12 protein-coding genes are annotated in these 21,955 nt (G+C 72.9%); 7 read left to right on the forward strand and 5 right to left on the reverse strand.

Going from position 1 to position 21,955, the window contains the following annotated elements; all coding sequences use genetic code 11:
- Positions 1-12: 12 nt before the first annotated feature.
- Positions 13-663, forward strand: coding sequence for a M15 family metallopeptidase (locus tag ABFX50_RS06520; RefSeq protein ID WP_346144153.1), 651 nt, complete (start codon positions 13-15; stop codon positions 661-663).
- Here the strand turns inward: ABFX50_RS06520 and ABFX50_RS06525 are convergent.
- The 4 genes from ABFX50_RS06525 to ABFX50_RS06540 are packed head-to-tail and all read right to left on the reverse strand — an operon-like array spanning position 630 to position 9,932.
- Positions 630-2,483, reverse strand: a complete 1,854-nt coding sequence (locus ABFX50_RS06525) for a N,N-dimethylformamidase beta subunit family domain-containing protein (protein ID WP_346144155.1) — start codon at positions 2,481-2,483, stop codon at positions 630-632. The two genes, ABFX50_RS06520 and ABFX50_RS06525, sit on opposite strands and share 34 nt — an antisense overlap.
- Positions 2,480-3,715 carry a condensation domain-containing protein gene (locus ABFX50_RS06530; protein ID WP_346144157.1) on the reverse strand — a complete coding sequence of 412 codons (1,236 nt, stop codon included), beginning with the start codon at positions 3,713-3,715 and terminating at the stop codon, positions 2,480-2,482. The genes ABFX50_RS06525 and ABFX50_RS06530 overlap by 4 nt, the downstream gene beginning before the upstream one ends.
- Entirely contained in the window at positions 3,712-3,948 is a 237-nt protein-coding gene (locus ABFX50_RS06535; RefSeq protein WP_346130382.1) for an acyl carrier protein, read from the reverse strand. Before ABFX50_RS06535 ends, ABFX50_RS06530 begins: the two co-directional genes overlap by 4 nt.
- The gene (locus ABFX50_RS06540; RefSeq protein WP_346144160.1) at positions 3,945-9,932 is read right to left on the reverse strand and encodes an amino acid adenylation domain-containing protein; all 5,988 of its coding nucleotides are present in this window, start codon (positions 9,930-9,932) and stop codon (positions 3,945-3,947) included. The genes ABFX50_RS06535 and ABFX50_RS06540 overlap by 4 nt, the downstream gene beginning before the upstream one ends.
- Positions 9,933-10,115: 183 nt before the next feature.
- Between ABFX50_RS06540 and ABFX50_RS06545 the strand changes: the two genes are divergently transcribed.
- Genes ABFX50_RS06545 through ABFX50_RS06570 form a run of 6 tightly spaced genes read left to right on the forward strand, consistent with a single transcriptional unit; the run spans position 10,116 to position 20,995 of the window.
- Complete coding sequence (locus tag ABFX50_RS06545) at positions 10,116-11,498, forward strand: class I adenylate-forming enzyme family protein (protein ID WP_346144162.1); 1,383 nt, start codon at positions 10,116-10,118, stop codon at positions 11,496-11,498.
- Complete coding sequence (locus tag ABFX50_RS06550; RefSeq protein WP_346144164.1) at positions 11,491-12,855, forward strand: condensation domain-containing protein; 1,365 nt, start codon at positions 11,491-11,493, stop codon at positions 12,853-12,855. Before ABFX50_RS06545 ends, ABFX50_RS06550 begins: the two co-directional genes overlap by 8 nt.
- Complete coding sequence (locus ABFX50_RS06555; RefSeq protein ID WP_346144166.1) at positions 12,852-13,712, forward strand: thiamine pyrophosphate-dependent enzyme; 861 nt, start codon at positions 12,852-12,854, stop codon at positions 13,710-13,712. Before ABFX50_RS06550 ends, ABFX50_RS06555 begins: the two co-directional genes overlap by 4 nt.
- Positions 13,709-14,674, forward strand: a complete 966-nt coding sequence (locus tag ABFX50_RS06560) for an alpha-ketoacid dehydrogenase subunit beta (protein WP_183657559.1) — start codon at positions 13,709-13,711, stop codon at positions 14,672-14,674. The genes ABFX50_RS06555 and ABFX50_RS06560 overlap by 4 nt, the downstream gene beginning before the upstream one ends.
- The gene (locus ABFX50_RS06565) at positions 14,667-15,722 is read left to right on the forward strand and encodes a 2-oxo acid dehydrogenase subunit E2 (RefSeq protein ID WP_346144169.1); all 1,056 of its coding nucleotides are present in this window, start codon (positions 14,667-14,669) and stop codon (positions 15,720-15,722) included. The genes ABFX50_RS06560 and ABFX50_RS06565 overlap by 8 nt, the downstream gene beginning before the upstream one ends.
- Positions 15,722-20,995: a non-ribosomal peptide synthetase/MFS transporter gene (locus tag ABFX50_RS06570; protein ID WP_346144171.1), complete on the forward strand. Its 5,274-nt coding sequence runs from the start codon at positions 15,722-15,724 to the stop codon at positions 20,993-20,995. The genes ABFX50_RS06565 and ABFX50_RS06570 overlap by 1 nt, the downstream gene beginning before the upstream one ends.
- On the opposite strand, the gene ABFX50_RS06575 is transcribed toward ABFX50_RS06570, so the two are convergent.
- A complete protein-coding gene (locus ABFX50_RS06575) occupies positions 20,979-21,953 on the reverse strand; it encodes a phosphotransferase enzyme family protein (protein WP_346144173.1) in 975 nt (324 codons plus the stop codon). The genes ABFX50_RS06570 and ABFX50_RS06575 overlap by 17 nt on opposite strands.
- Positions 21,954-21,955 lie beyond the last annotated feature (2 nt).

Below are 21,955 nucleotides of genomic sequence, written 5' to 3' on the forward strand. Positions count from 1 at the left end.
GAATTTTCGACTATGCGCGACATCGTGTTGATCTCTGATCCCAGGGTGGCTGCCATCCCCGTGCGCGAGTGCGGGGAGCCGCTCGTGGACGTCCGGGGCAGGCTGCGGGTCGACTCGCGGCTGGCCGACGTGGACGGCGCCTACGCGCACCTGCGCTCGGGGCTGCTGGAGCGTCTGGAGAAGGTGGCGCTGCCCGAGGGCTACGAACTGCTGATCGTCGAGGGCTACCGGCCGATCACGACGCAGCGCACGTACTTCGAGGAGTACAGGACGCGGCTGCTCATCGACTTCCCCGACCTGTCGGCCGACGAGGCGCACGCGGCGGCCAGCAGGTACGTCTCGCCCGTCGAGGTCGCCCCGCACACGGCGGGGGCCGCCGTCGACCTGACGCTGTGCTCGCCCGAAGGGGTGGAGCACGACATGGGCACGGCGGTCAACGACAACCCCGAGGAGAGCGAGGGCGCGTGCTACACGGCCGCGGCCACCATCTCCGCGCAGGCCAGGGCGAACCGCGAGATCCTCGTGGCGGCGCTGGAGTCGGTGGGGCTGGTCAACTACCCGACCGAGTGGTGGCACTGGTCCTACGGCGACCGCTACTGGGCGATGTCCACGGGAGCCCCGCACGCCCTCTACGGGCCGACGAGCTTTCCTCCCGCCTCCTGAGCCTTGGGCGGGTGCGGGGGGCGGATCCGGTGCAGGCGCAGTGGGTCACCGGGTCCCGCCGTGACGAGGAGCCCCGCGTGGGCGGTGAGCGCGCGGCCGGGCGCCGTGCCGTACGCCTCCCACGGTCTTCCCGGGACCCGGGTGTGGAGCGCGCCCGCGTCGTCGAGGGAGAAGAGCCTGCCGTTCATGCCGGCCAGTGACACCGCGCCCGTCGAGAGGCCGTCGGGCTCCCATTCCGCCGCCCCGAAGGGCAGCCGCCACAGCGCGCCGTCCCCTGTCGCGACGTAGAACGCGCAGTCCGCGACCGCGAGGCCGACCGCGTCCGCGGGAGCGGGGCCGACGCGGCGCCAGCCGTCGTCCTCCCTGGCGACCAGGGCGCCCGAGGACGTCACGCCGTACAGGCCGACGCCCATCCCGCCGGCCGCCTCCCGGGGCACGACCAGGGCCCTGACCTCCGAGGGGCCCGACAGCGGCTGCCAGGACAGGTTCTGGCCGCACAGCTCACGGCACAGCAGCGCACCCGAGCCGTCCACGGCGTGGAGGACGCGTCCGAGCACCGCGAGACCCCGCACGTCCGCGACGGGGCCGATCACCTCCCACGAAGGTCGGCGCTCGCCCGACAGCCGGTCGAGGACGTTGCGGGTGACGCGCTCCACGACGGGGTCGTGCAGGGTGTTGCCCCAGTTGACGGTGGCCGAGGTGAAGACGGTGCCGAGGCCGCTGGTGAACACGCCCATGGTGGCCGCGCCGCCCTGGCCGTAGGCGCTCCAGTGCCGCAGGTCGGCGGTGGCGAGCACGACGAAGCTGGACGGCGTGCCGTCCAGGGAGTTCGCCCTGGGCACGCCGCGCACCTCCTCGTACTCGGCGGCGTCGGTCTCGTAGCCAAGGCAGCCCTGGCCGAACTTGTCGCCGTCGGTCAGTCCCGTGCCCTCGAAGGCCCAGTGCCCCGCGAAGCGGGCGGTGTAGGACTCCTCGAGCATGCGCGGCATGTGCTCGCCCCACGCCCCCGCGCCCGCCCTGAAGCTGACGCCGGTCAGCGTGTTCTCGGGGCGGCCGGCCGCCGACCACTCGACCGTGGCCAGGCGCGGGTCGGCGACGGGGTCGGACAGCGGGTCGCGGTGGCAGACCATGGTGCGGCCGCCGTCCTCCAGCCGGATCTGCCACCAGGCGGTGTTGCCGGAGAAGAAGGCCACGTTGCCGCCTCGCCGCACGAACTCCTCGACGGCGTCGCGCATGCCCGCCGACCAGTACTCGTCGTGCCCGTTGACCACCAGCAGCCGGTGGCGGGACAGCAGGCCGAGGCCGTCGTGCAGGTCGAGGTTGGAGCAGTAGGCCACCTCGTAGCCCGCCGGACGCAGCCAGCGCGTCAGGCCCTCCTCCCAGCGTTCGGGCGGCGGGCCGCCGCCCGGCCGGTCGAAGCTGACCGTGGAGGCGCGGGTGGGCGACTCGGTCCAGTAGACGCTCTGGTCGGGCTCGCCCGCCCTGTTGTAGGCCTGCCAGGTGGTGAAAGGCACGCTGACCAGGATCGGCGCGGTCGGCTCTGCCTCCCGGACGACGAAGTGGACCTCGTTGTCGGGACAGGGCGCCCCGCCCGGCAGCGAGCGGGGCCACGGCTCGGCGGGGCCGAAGCGGGCCACGTAGAGCGAGCTCGGCCACTCGCGGGGGATCTCCAGCGACCAGCGGGCGCCGGCCGGCCCCGTGTGGACGACGCGGTCGTCGGTGGCGTCGCTCACGACCACGGGCGAGGGACGGTCGAGCACGAACTCCAGCGTCTCGCCCTGGGCGAGGGAGGTCGCGAGAGCGTAGGCGCGCACGGTCATGCGGTAGCCGTCCCCACTAGCAGGGACTCCAGGTCGAGCAGGTAGCGCTCGATGTCCGGCCTGGACAGGTAGCGGGTGTCGGCGGTCAGCGAGACGCCCTCCGTGGTGACGTGCACGCAGAAGCGGCAGTCGAGGTTGTCCTGGCTCAGCGGCCAGGTCAGCGTGGTCTGCGCCCGCGCCTTCTCGATCTCGTCTGGCTCGCACGCGGCGGGTCCGGGATCGGCGAAGCGCAGGTCGTTGAAGCAGCAGTGCGGGTGCACCCGCTCGCCGCGCCGCGCGCTCTCCGCCCGGACGATCCTGGCCCGGTCGGCGGGGTCGTGATAGGCGCTGCGGTAGGCGCGCAGAGCGGCCGGACCCGCCGCCCTCAGCGCCTCGGCGAAGGGCAGGCCCACCTCCAGCGTGAACAGGCCCTCCATGGCCAGCGTGCTGACGACGGCCATGGTGTCGCGCCTGAACCTGTTGCTCACGATCGGCAGCACCGCGCTGATCTCCTGGCCCGTGTGGCGCCCCGCCAGCTCGGCCACCGCCGCGAGCAGGACCGTCGAGGTGGAGGCGCCGTGGGCGGCGGCGATCGAGCGTACGGCCAGGTCGAGCGCGGGCGAGTGGAGCAGGGCGCGCCAGATCGGCGGGTCCGAGCCCTTCACGGGCGTGGGGAACATGGTGGCCGCGATCCGCCGGTGCTCGCGCTCCCAGTGCGCGGCGGCGGCCGTGGCGACCCGCCGTCCCTGCTCGCCCTGCTGCCAGAGGGCCAGGTCGAGCGCTCGCGGCGCGGGCGCGGACGGCGGCCTGCCCAGCAGCAGCATGCGCAGGTCGCGTACCGCGACCTCGGCTCCTGCCCCGTCGGCGGCCAGGTGGCAGAACAGCAGCGTGACGTGGGTGACCCTGTCGCCGTCGGTCGTCAGGCCCACCCGCAGCGGCCACTCGCGCTCGTAGTCGAACCTGGTGGCCGCCGGCGCGCCGAACGTGACGGGCAGCCGTCCCGTCCTCTCCAGCCTCTGGTACGGCTCCCGCCGCGCCCCCAGTCTGGTCCTCAGCGAGCCGTGCCGCTCGACCAGCGCCCCCACGGCGGCGAGCACCTCGGGCACGCTCCTGTCGCCTGGGACCTTCACCACCCTGTCGAAGTTGAAGTAGTGATCGTCGGGCTCGGTGTGCAGGATCGCCTCCCAGATCGCCCGCTGGCCCCACGTCAGCGGCGCGGTTCCCTCGTCGGGACCGGCGAACTCGACGATCATCGGCTGGACAGGCGTCCGGCCAGCAGGTCCAGGTCGTCGAGTAACTCCAGCCCGTCCTCCGTGAGATCGACCTCGACGCCGAACTCGCTCTCGATCGCGTCGATGAGCCGCATCTGCCCCACGGAGGTCAGGCCGAGCGCCGACAGCGGCACGGTCGCCCGCAGGGCCTCCTGCGCGGTCAGCGCGCCGTCGGAGGACTCCTCGACCAGCTCGGCGAGTCTTTCCTTGATCATGTCAGCTCCCTGGCGAGGCGTTCGGCCTCCTCGTCGGACATCTGGTCCAGCTCCGCCACCAGCAGGTCCTCGACCGTCCCGGCCAGGCCCTCGACCGTCGGGCTCGCGAACAGCGCTCTGATCGGGACGTCCAGGTCGATCGCGGCCCTGATCCTGGCCACCACGCGGACGGCCAGCAGGCTGTGCCCGCCGAGCGCGAAGAAGTCGTCGTGCGCCCCCACCTTCTCCAGGTCGAGGACCTCGGCGAAGACGGCCGCCACCAGATGCTCGGCGTCGCCGTCCGGCGCCCTGTACTCCGCCCTGGCCGCCTCGGGCTCCGGGAGCGCGGCCCTGTCCACCTTGCCGTTGGGGGTCAGCGGAAGCGCGTCGAGGCGCACCCACCGCGTGGGCACCAGGTACGGCGGCAGCGTCGCGGCCGCGTGGTCGCGCAGCTCGCCGAGGTCGGCCTCGCCCACGACGTAGCCGACCAGCGTCTCGCCCTTCGCCGTCACCGCGGCGGCGCCGACGTCGGGGTGGGTCATGAGCGTGGCCTCGACCTCGCCGGGCTCGACCCGCTGACCTCTGATCTTCAGCTGGTCGTCGAGGCGGCCGAGGAACTCCAGCTGCCCGTCGGGCCGCCATCTGACCCTGTCGCCGGTCCGGTAGACCCGCTCGTGGGCGCTGTCCCGTGGGGCGTCGGTCGCGGTAAGGAGGATCCTGTCGCCGGTGAAGGGCACGAAGCGGTCCGCGGTGAGGTCGGGGCGGCCGAGATACCCGCGGGCCACACCCTCCCCTCCGACGCACAGCTCGCCAGGAGCGCCGGGCGGGACCAGGCGCCCTGCGGCGTCGACCACGTAGGCGGTGGTGGCGGCGATCGGGCGGCCGATGGGCGGCACGCCACGCGAGGCGTCGAGCGTGGTGGCCGTGGCGATGACGGTGGTCTCCGTCGGGCCGTAGGTGTTGACCAGCCTGACGCCCGGGCCGAAGCGTTCGTGCCAGCGGGCCACCGCGGAGGCGTGCGCCTGCTCGCCGCCGAGGATCACCAGGCGCAGCGTCGAGGGCCAGGCGACCGCGTCGATCTGGTCGACGAGGTGGTGCCAGTAGGCCGTGGGCAGGTCGAGGACCGTCACGCCCTCGAGGTGGTCGGGCAGGCTGAGCGCGCCGTCGGGCAGGACGACGACGTGGGCGCCGCTGGACAGCGCGGGATAGATCTCCTCGGCGTGGGTGTCGAAGCCGAGCGAGGCGAACTGCACCACCCTGTCGCCCGGACGCAGGCCGTACTCCTCCGCCATCCAGTCGACGCGGGCGGCCAGGTTGCGGTGGTCGACGACGACGCCCTTGGGCTCGCCCGTCGAGCCAGAGGTGTACAGCACGTAGGCGATCTCGGCGGGCGGCACGGGGGTGAGGGGCGCGCCAGGCTCGCAGGTATGGGCCAGCGGGGTGCCCTGCGGCAGCCGGTCGACCAGGTCGGGCGAGGTGAGCACGAGCGTCGCGCCGCTGTCGGTCAGCAGGTGCGCCAGGCGGGCGGTCGGGTGGGCGGGGTCGAGCGGCAGGTAGGCGCCGCCCGCTCGCCACACCGCGAGCAGCGCGGCGACGGCGTCGACGCCCCGGCCGAGGCAGACGCCCACCAGGTCGCCCCGCCGTACCCCCTTGCTCTGGAGGAGCCCGGCCAGCTCGGTGACCCGCAGGTCGAACGAGGCGTAGTCGAGATCGCCCACCGCGGGCAGCCCCGCGTGCCCGAGGACGGCCCGCGCCACCCTGTCGGGCACGGTCGGCGCGTCGAAGGATCCTGGTGATGGGACCGGTCCCTCCCGCGTGACCGGTGAGGGCCGGTCGGAGAGGGAAGCGGGAGGAACCGGCCGGCTCGGTGCGGGACCCCGCCCCCACGCGCGCAGCAGGGCGAGGTCGTCGGGGGACAGCAGCTGGGGCGGCAGATCTGGGTCCTGGCGCAGGAGGCGTTCCAGCCTGCGGGCCAGTGCCTGCACCGTGTCCGCGTCGAACAGGGCGGCGTCGTAGGACAGGACGAGCAGCAGCTCGTCGGGGTCCTGCCAGGCCTCCAGCATTAGGTCGAACTTGACCTGCGCGAACCCGTGGGGGAACGGCGCGGCCTCCAGCCCGGCGAAGGCGGCGGGCGCGCGGCCCGCGTCCTGGGTGTGCAGGATGGCCATCGTTTCGAACGAGGGCGCGCGCTCCAGCGGCGCTCCCTGGTGCGCGAAGGCGTCCACGACCGTGGCGCGGGTCCGCTCCACGAGCTCGCCGAAGGTGGGCGAGCCTGTCAGGTCGCCGCGGATCACGAGCGTGTCGGCGAAGTAGCCGACCACGCCCTCCAGGAGGGCGTCGTCGCGGCCCGAGGTGACGGTGGCCACGCAGACGTCCGTCAGGCCGCTCTGCGCTGCGAGCACCGCCTGGTAGGCGGCCATCAGCGTCATGAACATCGTCGCGCCCCGCGTCCTGCTGACCGCCTCGACCGGCAGCGTGAACGTGTGGAAGGCGGCCTGGCGCGGCGCGCCGGTGCGCGGCCTGTCGGTGGGCAGGTTCAGGGGCGGCTGACCCGCGAGCCGCTCCCTCCAGTAGTCGTCCATGGAGTCCTGGCCGAGCTGCCAGCGGGCGACGTCGCCGAACTGCAGGGGCGGCTCGGGCGGCCGCTCGCCGGAGTAGAGGAGGGCCAGCTCGTCGATCAGGATGTTGAGCGACCAGCCGTCGCCGAGGATGTGGTGCAGCACGACGCACAGCACGTGGTCCTCGGGGCCGGCGGGGACGAGCGTCACCCTGAACGGGGGGGCGCAGGCCAGGTCGAAGGGGGCGTTGACGCGCTCGGCCACCAGCCGCTCGGGCTCGCCCGCGACGATCTCGAAGGGCACCGGGCCAGGGGGCTCGACGACGACCACGGGCACGCCGTCCACCTCGGGGAAGCGCGTGCGCAGGCTCTCGTGCCTGGCGGCCAGCGCGTCCACGGCCAGGCGCAGCGCCGCCACGTCGAGCGGGCCGCGCAGGCGGCGCACGATCCACATGTTGTAGGCGGCGTCGCCGGGGTCGAGCCGGTGCAGGAACCACAGCCGCTCCTGGGAGCGGGAGAGCGGGACGGCCGCGCCCTGGGGACGCGGGCGAGGCCGGTCATCGGCGGGGCCTGGGGAGTCCTGCGCGGCGTCGAGAAGGGCGGCCATCGCCTCGACGGTCGGGCGCAGGAACAGCTCGCGGACGGGCACCCGTCCCGGCAGGCGGGAGGTGACGACGGTGGCCAGCAGGGAGTGCCCGCCGAGCGCGAAGAAGTCGTCCTCCGCGCCGACCTCCGTGACGCCGAGCACGTCGGCGAAGACCCGTGCGACCAGCAGTTCGTGCGGCGTCCTCGGCGGAGTGGAGGCCGGGACCGCCGACGCCTCGGGCGAGGGGAGGGCCTTGCGGTCCACCTTGCCGTTGGGCGTGAGGGGCAGGGCGTCGAGCTCCACAACCACCGAGGGCACCATGTAGCCGGGCAGCTGGGCGGCGGCGTGCTCCCTCAGCCCCTCCGCCTCGCCGACGACGTAGGCCACGAGCAGGTCGTCGCGGACGGCGGTGACGGCCTGCCGCACGCCGGGCCGCGACTCCAGTACCGCCTCGATCTCGCCCAGCTCGACCCGGTGGCCGCGCAGCTTCACCTGGTTGTCGGTCCTGCCGAGGAACTCCAGCGTGCCGTCGGGCAGCCAGCGGACCAGGTCACCCGTGCGGTAGACGCGCTCGCCCGCGTGCTCGGTGAACCGCTCGGCGGTCAGGTCGGGCCTGCCCAGGTAGCCGGTGGCCAGGCCCGCGCCGCCGATCAGCAGCTCGCCCGGGACGCCGAGGGGCGCGTCGACGTGGACGGTCGTGTTGGCGATCGGGCGGCCGATCGTCACCCTGGCGGGATCGGAGGGCACCTCCCACGCGGTGGACCAGATGGTCGTCTCGGTCGGGCCGTACATGTTGACGAGCCTGCCGACGCGCGAGCGCAGCTCGGCGGCCAGCTTCGGCGGCAGCGGCTCGCCGCCCGCCAGCGCGGTCACCGGGGGCAGCTCCCCTGTGAGCAGCACCCGCCAGCCCGAGGGCGTGGCCTGGACGTGCGTGACGCCCGTCGTCGTGATCAGCCGCGACAGCGCGGCGCCGTCGCGGGCGGTGTCGGCGTCGGCGATGACCACCGTGCCCCCCGTGACGAGCGGCAGGTACAGCTCCAGCGCGGAGATGTCGAAGGAGAGCGAGGTGAGCGCCAGCCAGACGTCGGAGGGCGTGGACCCCACGAGCGAACGCATCGCGAGCAGGAAGTTCGTCAGCGCCCTGTGCGGGACGACCACGCCCTTGGGGCGGCCCGTGGAGCCCGAGGTGTAGAGCACGTAGGCGGTGTCGTCGGGGCGCGGTCTGACGACGTGCGGCGCTCCCGAGGGGAGCTCGTCGGTGAGGACGAGCGCCGCGCCCGAGTCCTCCAGCACGTAGGAGACGCGGGACTGCGGGTAGTCGGGGTCCACCGGCAGGTAGGCGGCGCCCGCCATGGCCACGCCGAGCAGCGCGACCAGCATGTCAGGACCGCGCGAGAGCCGTACCGCGACCAGGGAGCCCGTGCCGACGCCCCGCTCGGCGAGCGCGCCCGCCAGGACCGCCGCCCTCTCTGTCAGCTCGCGGTAGGTCAGCGTGGTGTCGCCGCAGACCACCGCGACCGCGTCAGGACAGACGTCAGCGCGCTCCAGCACCAGGTCGACGAGGGTGAGGGGCGGCAGCTCCGCGGCCGTGTCGTTCCACGAGGCCAGCAGGGCGCGCTCGGAGGCAGGGGTCAGCTCCAGCTCGGCGACCGGCGACGACGGATCGGCCACGATCGACGAGACCAGGACGGCGAAGCGCTCCATCATGCGCTCGGCGGTCGCGCGCTCGAACAGTTCTTCGCTGTAGATGGCCACCCCGAGCAGGCCGCCGTCGTCCTCGGCGTACAGGTCGAGCGACAGGTCGAAGCGCGCGGGATGCCAGCCCAGCGGGAACGGCTCGGCCTCCAGGCCCGGCAGCGGATCGGCGATCTCGCCCTGCGTGTGCAGCGCGAACATGGTCTGGAACAGCGGGGTCCTGCTGAGGTCGCGCTGGAGGCCGAGCGCGCCGACCAGCCGCTCGAACGGCACCTCCTGGTGCGCCAGCGCCTGCAGCACGGTCTTCCTCGTCCGGCGGAGCAGCTCGGCGAAGCTCGGCTCGCCCGACAGGTCGCACCTGAGCACCAGCATCGTCGACAGGTAGCCGACCACCCGCTCCAGCTCGGTGCTCGTCCGCCCCGCCGAGGGCGTGCCCACGCAGAAGTCGTCCTGTCCGCTGTGCCGCGCCAGCAGCACCTGGTAGGCGGCCAGCAGCACCATGTACGGCGTGCACCGCGCGCTCCTGGCCAGCTCGGCCACCCCGGCGACCAGCTCGGGAGCCAGCCTGAACAGCACCTCGCCGCCCGCCGTGCCGCGCTGCGGAGGGCGCGGCCTGTCGGTGGCCAGCTCCAGCACCGGCGCCCCCGCCAGCCGCTCGGCCCACCACTCCTCCTCGGCCGCGAAGTCACGAGGGGCGGGGTTGAACGGGGGAGGGGCGGCGGGCAGCGGCCTGCCCGCGTAGCAGGCGGCGACCTCCTCGCGCAGCACGTTGAACGACCAGCCGTCGCCGTTGATGTGGTGCAGCACCACGCACAGGACGTGCTCGCGCGGCCCGAGCGGGATGACGCTCACCCTGAAGGGAGGTCGCCCTGCCAGGTCGAAGGGGGCGTTGGTGCGCTCGGACACCAGCTTGTCCGGATCGCCCTCGACCACCTCGAAGGCGATGCGGCCTGGAGGCTCGACGACCGCCACGGGGCGCCCGTCCACTTCGGGAAAGCGGCTGCGCAGCGCGTCGTGCCGGGCGGCGACGGCGGTGAAGGCCGCCTCCAGCCTGGTGAGGTCGAGCTCTCCGCGCAGCCTGTAGGCGTAGGCGGTGTTGTACGAGGGGTCGTCAGGATCGAGCCGATGGAGGAACCACAGGCGCTCCTGGGCGGACGAAAGCGTCACTAGCCCTTCCCCCGAATCTGGAAAGGTTCTTAACTGTTCGGGAGTCAACCACGGATCTTGACCTGCCCGCAAGGCCCGATAAACACGGGGTTTGCGCTCTTGTCACCTCCCCGTGACCGTGTAAGACTGTCGGCCGTCCGGTGGGTAAGGAAAGTTTCTTATCAGTATTTTCGGGGGTCTGTCGTGAGCGTGACCCTTCCTGATCTGCTGCGGGAGCGGGCCAAGGCCGACCCCGAGCGGGTGGCGATGACCGTCCACGGTGCCGGGTCGCTGACCTTCGGTGAGTGGGAACGCCGCTCCGCGGGCCTCGCGGCGGGGCTCGGCGTCGAGCCCGGCGACCGGGTGGGCCTGGTGTTCGGCAACGGCGACTGGCTGGAGTACGCGGTCGCCTTCCTCGGCGTGGTCAGGGCGGGGGCCGTGGCCGTCCCTCTGTCGGACCGGCTGGCCGGCGCCGACGTGGAGACGATGCTGGCGCACTGCGGCGCGTCCAGGACGCTGCGCCCAGGGGCGTTACCCTTCGCGGAGGGCTCGGCACCCGACCCTCCGCGCCCGCGCGACCTCGCCCAGATCCTCTACACCTCCGGCACCACGGGCAGGCCCAAGGGCGTCGCGGCCAGCCATGCCAACCTGGCCTACGGCTGCGGCGGCAGGCGCAGGCCCTTCATGCACAGCGCGCACCTGGCGCACGCCTTCCCGATCGGCACGAACGCGGGCCAGTGGATGCTCGTCAACGCTCTGGACGCCCATCCGCAGGTCGTGACGTTACCCAGATTCACCCCCGGCAGGTTCGCCGGGCTGATCGAGCACCACAGGGCGGGCACGGTCTTCCTCGTGCCGGCCATGGCCATCGAGATGCTCTCCGCCCGCGTCCACCACAAGCACGACCTGTCGAGCGTGCTGCTGCTCGGCTCGGCCGCGGCGCCGCTGCCCTCGCAGGTCGCCGTCGACCTCGGCGCCGCCTTCGGCAACGCCACGATCGCCAACTACTACACCTCGACAGAGGCGGCGCCCGCCCAGACCGTGATGCTCTTCGACCCTGACAGGCCCGCGAGCGTCGGGCGGCCCGCCTCGGGCGGCGCCGTCAAGATCGCGACGGCCAAGGGCGACCCGCTGCCACCCCGCGTGACCGGCGAGGTGTGGATGCGCTCGCCTGCCGTCACCCGCACCTACTACGGCGACGCGCAGGCCAGCGGCGAGGTGTTCAGAGGCGGCTGGGTCCGGATGGGCGACCTCGGTTACCTCGACGACGACGGCTACCTCTACCTGGTCGACAGGGAGAGCGACGTGATCAAGTCGGGCGCCTACAAGGTGTCGACGATCCACGTGGAGGACGTCGTCCACCAGCATCCGGACGTGGTCGAGGCGGCCGCGTACGGTGTGCCGCACCCCACGCTCGGCAAGGCCGTCGAGGTGGCGGTGGTCGGCCCCGTGGCCCACGAGGAGCTGCGGATCTTCCTGAAGGGGCGGCTGGCCCCGCACGAGCTGCCCGCCAGGCTCGTCACCCTCGACGCCCTGCCGCGCAACCAAGGCGGCAAGGTCGACAAGCGGAGGTTGAGGCATGACTGAGGTGTCACCCGCCCAGCACGGGATCTGGATCAACGAGCGGGCGGGTGCCTGGTCGGCGTACCACATGCCGCTGGTGATCAGGTTCGAGGCGCCCGTCGACGAGGGGGCGCTGACCAAGGCGGTCGCCGCACTGGTCGAACGGCATCCGCTGCTGGGCGCGGCCTTCGAGGAGCGCGACGGCCTGCCGTCGCTGGTGCCCGCCGCCGAACCGCCCTACCTCGCGCGTGAGGAGGTGAAGGGCCCCTTCGACCTGGCCAAGGGACCGCTCGTCAGGTTCGCGCTGCAGGGCGACGAGCTGAGAGTCGAGGCGCACCACGCGGTCTTCGACGGTCAGTCCAAGGAGGTGCTCGTCGCCGACCTGCTGGCGCTCTACAGGGGCGAGGTCCTGCCCCCGCTACCCCCTCTCGCGCCGAGCGAGGCGCCCGCTGAGGAGGCTCGCGCCTTCTGGGCCTCCAGATGGCGCGCGCCCGAGGAGGTGGTGGTGCCAGGGGGAGTGCTGCGCTCGCGGCGCGCGAGCCCGGGGCGCGTGCTGGAGTTCTCGCTCGACGTGCCGGAGGCCGAGGGGCTGACCAGGTTCGAGGTGGTGCTCGCCGCGGTGCACGCCGTCCTCGCCTCGTACGGCAACGCCGCCCCCGTCACGGCGATCGACCTGTCCACCCGCACCCCCGGCCAGGAGGGCCACATCGGGCCCTTCGTCACCGAGCTGCCCGTCTTCTCCGCCCCCGAGCACGGGACCCCCTTCGGGCGGTTCGCCCTGGCGCTGCGGGCCGAGCTGCGCGAGGTCTACCGGCACCGGCAGGTCCCCCTCGCCAGAGCGATCCCCGGGCTGAGGCCGCACGCCGCGCTCGCACCCGTGTCGGTCAGCTACCGGCGCGGAGGGCACGACGATCGTGTGGAGTGGCTGGCCTTCAACCAGGCCGTGCGGGGCGCCCTGCAGCTCCAGCTCCTCGACAGGCCCTCCGGGCTCGTCGCCAGCCTCCGCCACGACCCCGACGAGCTGCCCGATCCCGGACGGGTCGTGGCCGACCTGCGCTCCTGGCTGTCGGGAGATCTCTCCCGCCCGCTGAGCACGACGCAGGCCCCTCAGCCCGCCCCCGCGCCCGTGGCCGCCGACTCGGGACAGGAACGGCGGGTCGAGGGCGATCCGCTCCTCGCCGGCATCACCGCGATCTGGGAGGAGGTGCTCCAGCTGTCGCCGATCGAGCCGTACGACGACATCTTCGACCTGGGCGGGCACTCCCTCACGATCACGCAGATCATCGCCCGCATGCGCAAGCGCCTGGACGTCGAGGTCGAGCTGGACGACTTCTTCGACAACCCGACCATCGCGGGCGTCATCGGAGTGATCAGGCGGTGATCGACGCCGACCTCTCCCGCATGCTCGTGATCCGCGCCTTCGAGCGCACCCTCCTCGACCTGTACGGCAGGGGCCTGCTCAACGGCACCACCCACACCTGCCTCGGGCAGGAGTACGTCCCTGTCGCCATGGAGGGGCTGCTCGACCCGGCCGACCACGTCTTCAGCAACCACCGGGGACACGGCCACTACCTGGCCCGCTTCGACGACCCCGAGGGCCTGCTGGCCGAGATCATGGGCCGCGAGGGCGCGGTGTGCGCAGGGGTGGGCGGCAGCCAGCACATCCGCCGCGACCGCTACCTGTCCACCGGCGTCCAGGGGGAGAGCCTGCCGGTGGCAGCGGGCGTCGCGCTCCATCTCAAGCGCGCCGAGCCCGGCCGCCTGGCCTGCGCCTACGTCGGTGACGGCACGTTCGGCGAGGGCGCGGTCTACGAGGCGCTGAACCTGGCCGCGCTCTGGGCGCTGCCCCTGCTGGTGGTGGTCGAGAACAACGGCATCGCCCAGTCCACGCCCACCGACAAGCACCTGGCGGGCACGATCGCGGGGCGCGCCGCGGCCTTCGGCCTCCCGCACGAGCTGGTCGAGGGCGCCGACGTGGACGACATCAGGGCCAGGCTCGCGCCGCTCGTCTCCGGCGTGCGGGCGGGCAGGCCCGCCGTGGTGGAGTTCGTCACCCACAGGCTCGGACCGCACAGCAAGGGCGACGACACCAGGCCCGCGCACGCCGTCGGCGTCGACTGGCGGGACAAGTACGCCTCCCCGCGGCTCGACCGGCTCGAAGCAGCGGCCGTGTCGAGGATCGAGGCGGTCGCCGCCGACGTGATCGCCCGTCCGCTGTCACGGTGGGAGGCGCGATGAGGGTCGCGGAGAACCTCAACGCGGCGCTCCACGAGCTGATGGCGGCCGAGCGGAACCTCTACCTGCTCGGAGAGGACGTGGCCGACCCCTACGGCGGCGCCTTCAAGATCACCCGAGGGCTGTCCACCCGCTTCCCCGGCAGAGTGATGTCCACGCCGATCAGCGAGAGCGCCATCACCGGCGTCGCCGCGGGCCTGGCGCTGTCGGGCGACGCGGCGATCGTCGAGATCATGTTCGGCGACTTCGCCACGCTCGCCTTCGACCAGCTCCTGAACTTCGCCGCCAAGTCCGTCTCCATGTACGGCTCCCGCGTCCCCATGCGCATGGTCGTGCGCTGCCCTGTCGGCGGCGGCAGGGGCTACGGCCCCACGCACAGCCAGAGCCTGCAGAAGCACTTCGTCGGCATCCCCGGCCTGGCGCTGTACGAGATGTCGCCCTTCCACGACAACCTCGCGGTCCTCACCGAGATGCTGGCGCGCGAGGAGCCCTGCGTCCTGTTCGAGGACAAGGTCCTCTACACCAGGCCCATGCACGCCGTGCCCGAGCCGTTCTCCCTCGCGGTCGAGAACGGCGTGGCGAGGGCCTTCCTCGACGAGCGTCCCGACTGCGTGGTCGTCGCGCCAGGAGGCAGCGCCCCCATGGTGCTGGCGGCGATGCGCTCGCTGCTGCTCGAGGAGGAGATCGTCTGCACGCTGGTGGTGCCCTCCCGCCTGTACCCGTTCGACGTGGAGCTCCCCGACGCGCGGCGCGTCTTCGTCGTGGAGGAGAGCACCGCGGGCGGGACCTGGGGCGCCGAGGTCGCCCACCAGATCCACCAGCGGCACTGGGGACGGCTGGCAGGCCCCGTCACCCTCGTCCACTCCGCCGACTCCGTCATCCCCACCGCCGCCCACCTGGAGGAGTCGGTGCTGGTCTCGGAGCGGACGGTCCATCGCGTGATCATGGAGACGCTCCGTGGCTGAGCTGCGCGTGCCGAAGCTGAACACCAACGACAGCGAGTACCTGCTGGTGGAGTGGCTGGTCCAGGACGGGGACTCGGTCCACGAGGACGACCTGGTCGCCCTGGTCGAGACCTCCAAGGCGGCGGAGGAACTGCCCGCCGACGCCACGGGCGTGCTGCGCCACCGGGTGGCCGCGGGCGCCTGGTGCCGTCCCGCCCAGGTGATCGCCACGATCGGCGGAGACGCGGCGGTCGCGCGGCCCGAGCCTGCCCCGCCGCCCGCCGCAGCCGGGCAGCCCGAGCCCTCGGTGGCGCGGGACGGCCTGCCTCTGGTCACCGCCCCCGCCCAGGCGTTCGCCGACGAGCACGGCGTCACCGGCGAGCAGCTCAGGGAGCTCGGGCTCAAGGTCGTCAGGAAGGCCGACCTCGAACGGCTCCTCGGCCACGTGCGCGACCTGCCGAAGGTGCAGCGGGCCGTCGCCAGGGCCGTGGAACTGTCCCACAGCACCATCCCCGCCGCCTACCTGGCCGTCCGCATGAACCTGGCGGGGGCGATCGAGCACGCCAAGGCCGAGACCAGGGCCGTCAGACGCCCTGTCGGGCTGGCGGAGATCTTCGTCCAGGCCGTGGCGGGGCTGCACGAGCGCTTCCCGCTCTTCTTCGCCACCCTCGAGGGCGACCGGATCCGCCTGTCCAGGACCGCCGACATCGGCGTCACGCTCGACCTCGGCGAGGGCCTCTACGTGCCCGTGCTGCACGACGCGGGCGGCCGTACCACCAAGGAGCTGGCCGGCGCACTGATGCGCCACCGCCTGGCCGCCACCACCGGCGACTTCAGGCCCTCCGACCTCAGCGGCGCCAACTTCGTCGTCACCCTGCACACCGAGGGGGACGTGGTCATGGCGATCCCGATCGTCTTCCCCGGCACCGCCTGCGCGCTGGCCGTCACCGCCCCGGGGGAGGACGGCGGCGCCGACATCGGCCTGGCCTACGACCACCGGCTGATCAACGGCCGGGAGGCCGCACTCTTCATGCACGCACTCAAGGCCGCCGTCGAAGGGCTGAGCTGATGTCCGCCGTGGATCTGTCCGGAGCCAAGAGGGAGCTGCTGCGACGCAGGCTGCAAGGCGCGAAGGCGGCCGAGAGCATCCCCCGCCGCCCCGAGGGCAGTCAGCCTCCCCTGGCCCCCGCCCAGGAGCCGCTGTGGTTCATGGAGCACCTCACGCCAGGCACCGCCACCTACACCCTCACCACCGCGGTACGGCTGCGCGGCCCGCTCGACGAGGAGCGCCTGCGCGCAGCGCTCGACGAGCTGCCGAGAAGGCACGAGAGCCTGCGGCACCGCTTTCCCACCAGCGAGGACGGCCTGCCCGCCGTCCACGTGGCCGAGGAGAGCGAGGCGCCGCTCGCGCTCGCCACGGCGGCCGACGACGAGGAGGCGCTGGTTCTGATCGACGCGGCCGCCGCGGTGCCGCTCGACCTGGCGGAGGGGCCGCTGCTCAGGGCGCTCGCGGTGTCCATCGGGGGTGCAGAGCACGTGCTCGCGCTGCTGGTGCACCACATCGTGGCCGACGGGCAGTCGGCGCAGCTGCTCATGCGGGACCTCCTGGCGCTCTACAGGGGCGAGAGCCGGGAGGCGCCGGCCGTCAGGTACGGCGACGTCGCGCTGTGGCAGAGCGAGCGCTCCTTCGAGCGCGAGCTGGCCTACTGGATCGGACGGCTCGACGGGCTGCCGCGCGTCGAGCTGCCCCTCGACAGGCCGAGGCCCGCCGCGCAGTGCCTCGAAGGGGCCACCCACGTGCACGAGCTCGACCCCGAGCTGGTCGAGCGCGTGACCGCTCTCGGCAGGAGTCACGGGGCGACGCCGTTCATGACCCTGCTGGCCGCCTTCCATGTGCTGCTGGCCAGGCTCTCGGCCCAGGACGACGTGGCCGTGGGCACCCCCGTGGCAGGCAGGACGCGCCCCGAGCTGGACGACGTGGTCGGCATGTTCGTCAACACGCTCGTGCTGCGCGCCGACCTGGAGGACGACCCGAGCTTCGCCGACCTGCTCGGCAGGACGAGAGAGCTGGTCGTCGACGCCCTCGACCACCAGGAGCTGCCCTTCGCCAAGCTGGTCGAGGCGCTCGGCGTCCCGCGCGACCCGAGCAGGCAGCCGCTGGTCGACGCGCTGTTCTCGCTGCACGACCTGGCGGCGGGCGAGGACGACTTCCCGCTGCGCCCCGGCTCGGCCCGCCACGACCTCGAGCTCTACGTCGTCCCCAGCGGCGAGGGGCTGGCCTGCGCGTTCACCTACAAGACCACGCTGTTCTCCGCCCCCACGATCGCCAGGACGGCACGCCACTTCGAGGCGCTGCTCAGAGCGGCCGTCACCGACCCCTCCACGCCGGTGAGCCGCCTCTCCCTCGGCGACGTCTCCGAGATCGAGGCGTGGAACGCGACGGCGGCCGACTTCCCAGACCTGACCCTGCACGCCCTGGTCGAGGAGCAGGTGGCGCGGACCCCCGACGCGGTGGCCGTCACCTTCGAGGGCCAGTCGCTGACCTACAGGCAGCTCGACGAGCGCGCCAACCAGATCGCGCACAGGCTCGCGAGGCTCGGCGCGGGCGGGCTGGTCGCCATCTGCGCCGAGCGCTCGCTCGAACTCGTCGCGGGCCTGCTCGGCATCCTCAAGGCGGGCGCCGCCTACGTGCCGCTCGACCCGTCGTACCCGCAGGACAGGCTGACGTTCATGCTGGCCGACGCCGCCGCGCCCGTCGTGCTCACCCAGAGCGCGCTGATCCCGCTGCTGGCCTCGGGCGGCGCGACCATCCTGCCGCTCGACAACCCCCAGGTCTGGGACGGCCTGCCCACCGCGCCACCCGACGTCGCCCAGGGCGAGGCGGCGTACATGATCTACACCTCGGGCTCGACGGGCAAGCCGAAGGGCGTCCCCAACGGCCACCGCGGCATCGTCAACCGCCTCGACTGGATGCAGAAGCGCTACCGGCTCACCGCCGACGACGTGGTGCTGCAGAAGACCCCCGCGGGCTTCGACGTCTCGGTGTGGGAGTTCTTCTGGCCGCTGATCTCCGGAGCCCGTCTCGTCCTGGCCGCGCCCGACGGCCACCGCGACCCCGCCTACCTGCGTGACCTGATCAACTCCGAGCGCGTCACCACGCTGCACTTCGTGCCGTCCATGCTGGCGGTGTTCCTGGCCGAGGAGGGCGTGGACACCTGCGCCTCGCTGCGCACGATCATCTGCAGCGGCGAGGAGCTGCCCGTCGACCTGGCCGTGCGCTGCCTGCGGACGCTGCCGGCCGAGCTGCACAACCTTTACGGCCCGACAGAGGCGGCCATCGACGTCTCGTCATGGCAGTGCACCCTCGAGCGGCTCGAGGGGCGGGCCACCGTGCCCATCGGCTCACCCATCCAGAACATCACCCTGCACGTCCTGGACAGGCACGGCGCGCAGGTCCCCGTCGGCGTGCCGGGCGAGCTGCACATCGGCGGCGTCGGCGTCGCGCTCGGCTACCACGACCGCCCCGCGCTGACCGCCGAGAGGTTCTCCGGCGGGCGCTACCGCACCGGCGACGCCGCCCGCTGGCTGCCCGACGGCACCATCGAGTTCCTCGGCCGCCTCGACGACCAGGTCAAGCTGCGCGGCCTGCGGATCGAGCTCGGCGAGATCGAGACGGCGCTGCGCGAGAAGGCGGGGGCCGCCGAGGCCGTCGTCGTCGTGCGCGCCGACCAGCTGGTCGGCTACCTGGTGGGAGGGCCGTCCGAGCCCGCCCAGGTCAGGGCCGCGATCAGGGGATTCCTGCCGGAGTACATGCTGCCCTCGCTGTTCGTCCGGATGGAGGCGCTGCCGCTCACCCCGAACGGCAAGCTCGACCGTAAGGCGCTGCCCGAGCCCGTCCTGTCGGCCGACGCGGTCTACGCCCCTCCCTCGACGGAGGCCGAGAGGGTCGTCGCCGAGGTCTGGGCCGAGGTGCTCGGCGCTCCACGGGTGGGGATCGACGACGACTTCTTCGACCTCGGAGGCCACTCGCTGCTGGCCATCCAGGTCGTGGCGAAGCTGCGCAAGGCGGGGATCGGCCCCGTCGGCCTGGTCGACGTGTTCACCTACAGGACGGTGCGGGAGCTGGCCGCCTTCGCCGCCTCCTCCGAGCAGGGCGCGAGGCCGTTGCTCCAGCGGCTGACCCCGCCGAGGAGCGCGACGGTCAGCTACGTCTGCGTGCCGTACGGGTCGGGCAGCGCCATCGTCTACCAGCCGCTGGCCGACGCGCTCCCCGCCGACCAGGCGCTCTACGCGCTGGCCATCCCCGGCCACGACATCGGCCTGGACGAGGAGCCGATGGACTTCGACGAGCTGGCGGCCAGGACGACCGAGGAGATCCTGCGCATCGAGGGCCCCCTGGTGATCTACGGGCACTGCGGGGTCGGCGCGGCGCTCGCCGTCGAGCTGGCCAGAAGGGTCGAGGAGGCGGGGCGTGAGGTCGAGGCGCTCTACATCGGGGCGATCTTCCCCTTCGCCAGGCCGCGCGGCTGGCTGCGGTTCGGACTGATGGACCGGCTGCGCTCCAGCCAGACCGACATCAACAGGCTGAAGGCCCGCGGCGTCGACCTGGAGGAGCTCGAACCCGGCGTCGCCGACCGCATCATCGCGACCATGCGGCACGACTCCAAGGCCGCGGAGAAGTACTTCACCTCGCTCTTCCACGCCGACGACAGGCCCAGGCTGCGCGCCCCGATCATCTCGGTGATCGGCGAGCGCGACCCCGCGACCGACTACTACGAGGAGCGCTACACCGAGTGGGGCTTCCTCAGCGACACCACCGCGCTGGTCGTCCTGGACGAGGGCGGCCACTACTTCCTGCGCTACAGGGCCGACGAGCTGGCCGCTGTGCTGCGCACCCACCGGCGCCTCGAGGCGGGTGACCGTACGGGGAGCTGGTGGGTGCACGCCGTCTCCACCGCGGCGGACGCGGACGCGGCGCCCTCGCGCGACGAGATCGCGCCCAGCATGCGGCGCTTCCTCACCATCGCCTCGGGACAGCAGCTGTCGATGATCGGGTCGGCGCTCACCGGATGGGCGCTGCCGATCACGATCCTGGTCGACTCGGGCTCGGTCACGCAGTTCTCCATCCTGGCCGTGCTCAACCTGGCAGGGCTGCTCATCTCACCGCTGGCGGGCGCGATCGTCGACAGGGGCGACAGGCGCAGGGTGCTGGTCGTCGCCGACCTCTGCGCGGCGGGCATCCAGGCGGTGCTCGCAGGGCTGATCTTCTTCGGCGACCTCCAGCTCTGGCAGATCTACACCCTGATCGTCGCCCTCTCCGTCGCCACCAGCTTCCAGCGCCTGGCCTACACCTCGGCCGTGCCGCAGCTGGTGCCCAAGCGCTACCTCGGACACGCCGTCGGCGTCACCCAGATGACCAACGGCGTCGCCCAGCTGATCGTGCCGCTCATCGCGGCGGGGCTGCTGGCCTGGATCGGGCTCGGCGGCATCGTGGTCATCGACGTGATCAGCTACGCCTTCGCCCTCGCCGTGGTCCTGCTCGTCCGCTTCCCCGACACGCTGCCGTGGAGGCCGCGCGAGCCGCTGGCCACCGAGATCCGCCAGGGCTTCGCCTACACCTGGCACTCGGGCGGCCTGCGGGCGATGCTCGGCTGGTTCGCCGTGCTCAACATCTTCCTGTCACCGCTCCTGCTGCTGGTCTCGCCGCTGGTGCTGTCCTTCGCCACCCTGCGTGACGTCAGCGTGGTCTCGGTGGTCACAGGGCTCGGGGCGCTGCTCGGCGGGCTGACCATGGCGCTGTGGGGCGGCCCCGCCAGGCGCAGGTTCAGAGGGGTGCTGCTGGCCACCGTGGCGATCGCGGCGGGCAGCGTGCTCACCGGGCTCGCGCCCTCGCTGGCGCTGATCGGCGCGGGCGCGTTCGCGATCACGTACTTCCTGACCCTCATGAACGGCATCTACTCGCTGATCGTGCAGATCAAGGTGCCCTACCGCTACCACGGCAGGGTCTTCGCGCTGAACACCCTCGTCGCGTGGTCGACGCTGCCGATCGGGATGGGACTGGTCGCGCCGCTCGGCGCCGCGCTGTTCGACCCGCTGATGGCCGAGGGCGGCGCGCTCGCCTCCACGGTGGGCGCGGTGATCGGCGTCGGACCCGGGCGGGGGATCGCCCTGCTGTACCTGGTGTGCGCGGTCGGCATGCTGGCGGTGGTCGCGGGGGCGCTGCGGGTGGGACGGCTGGCCCGCTTCGACTCCGACGTGCCCGACGCGCTGCCGGACGACCAGGTGGGCGTGGAGACGATCACGGCGAGAAGGGCGGAGCGAGCCGCTACGTCAGGCGTTTGACCAGGTCGGGAAGGATCGCGGCGAGCAGGCTCAGCCGTGCGTGGGTCTGCTCGCGCTCGTCGGTGCCGGCGCGCCGCATGAAGTCCAGGTAGCCGCGGACCCAGCCGCCGAACACCCACGGCTCGGAGGGGATCACCCCGCCGCCCGACCGGTAGCCCTCGACGACGGCGTCGAAGCGGTCGAGGTCGACGTCGCCGCCCAGCCTGGCCGACCAGTCGAGGGCGACCCCCGCGGCCTCCTGCTCGGCGACGTACGCGCCGGCGGTGTCCCAGTCGATGAGCGCCAGGCTGCCGTCGGCGCGCAGGAGGGCGTTCTTCGGGTGCAGGTCGCCGTGGGAGCCCACCATGGTGCCCAGACCTGCGGGGCGCTCGGTGTCGGCTCGCAGCCGCGCGAGCTCCTCACCACCCCCGCCCAGCGGCCGTCCAGGCTCCCCGGAACCGCCGTCGAGCAGACCGCCTACACCTGCACCGGGGGCGGGCGCGCCGCCTGCGCCTGCATCTGGGTCGACCAGGGCGCCTGAGACTGCACCTGGGGCAGGCGTGCCGTCCGAGCCTGCACCGAGGCCAAGGGGGCCGCTGGAGCCTGTGTGGTGGACGGTGGCCAGCAGGGCGCCCATGCGGCGGCACAGTGCGGGGGTGAGGTCGTCGATGCCGGGCGCGCGGCCGTCCAGCCAGCGGTGCACGCGCACCACCGCCCCGCCCAGCTCGACCGTGTGGCGGCCGGTGGCCGTCTCGGGCACGGGCGGGGGGAGCGGCACCCCCGCGGCCAGCGCCCTGCGCTCGATCTCGATCGCCTCGGCGGAGGGCGCCCAGGTCAGCCGCTTCACCGCGTAGGCGCCGGTGATCGTGTCGAGCCGCCAGACCTGGTTGTGGTAGTAGCCGGCGACCCGCAATCCCGGCGTCACCGCCAGCCCGAGCCCGAACCTGTCGCAGACCGACGCAACGTCAAGATCGCTCACAT

The sequence above is a fragment of the Nonomuraea recticatena genome, from assembly GCF_039533245.1.
GTDB classification, from domain to species: Bacteria; Actinomycetota; Actinomycetes; order Streptosporangiales; family Streptosporangiaceae; genus Nonomuraea; species Nonomuraea roseola.

Excerpts from the sequence above, each read along its gene's own strand:
- ABFX50_RS06570 (WP_346144171.1), top strand. The coding sequence starts at position 15,722 with ATGTCCGCCGTGGATCTGTCCGGAGCCAAGAGGGAGCTGCTGCGACGC.
- ABFX50_RS06550 (WP_346144164.1), top strand. The coding sequence starts at position 11,491 with ATGACTGAGGTGTCACCCGCCCAGCACGGGATCTGGATCAACGAGCGG.
- ABFX50_RS06530 (WP_346144157.1), bottom strand. The coding sequence starts at position 3,715 with ATGATCGTCGAGTTCGCCGGTCCCGACGAGGGAACCGCGCCGCTGACG.
- ABFX50_RS06525 (WP_346144155.1), bottom strand. The coding sequence starts at position 2,483 with ATGACCGTGCGCGCCTACGCTCTCGCGACCTCCCTCGCCCAGGGCGAG.
- ABFX50_RS06520 (WP_346144153.1), top strand. The coding sequence starts at position 13 with ATGCGCGACATCGTGTTGATCTCTGATCCCAGGGTGGCTGCCATCCCC.
- ABFX50_RS06535 (WP_346130382.1), bottom strand. The coding sequence starts at position 3,948 with ATGATCAAGGAAAGACTCGCCGAGCTGGTCGAGGAGTCCTCCGACGGC.
- ABFX50_RS06560 (WP_183657559.1), top strand. The coding sequence starts at position 13,709 with ATGAGGGTCGCGGAGAACCTCAACGCGGCGCTCCACGAGCTGATGGCG.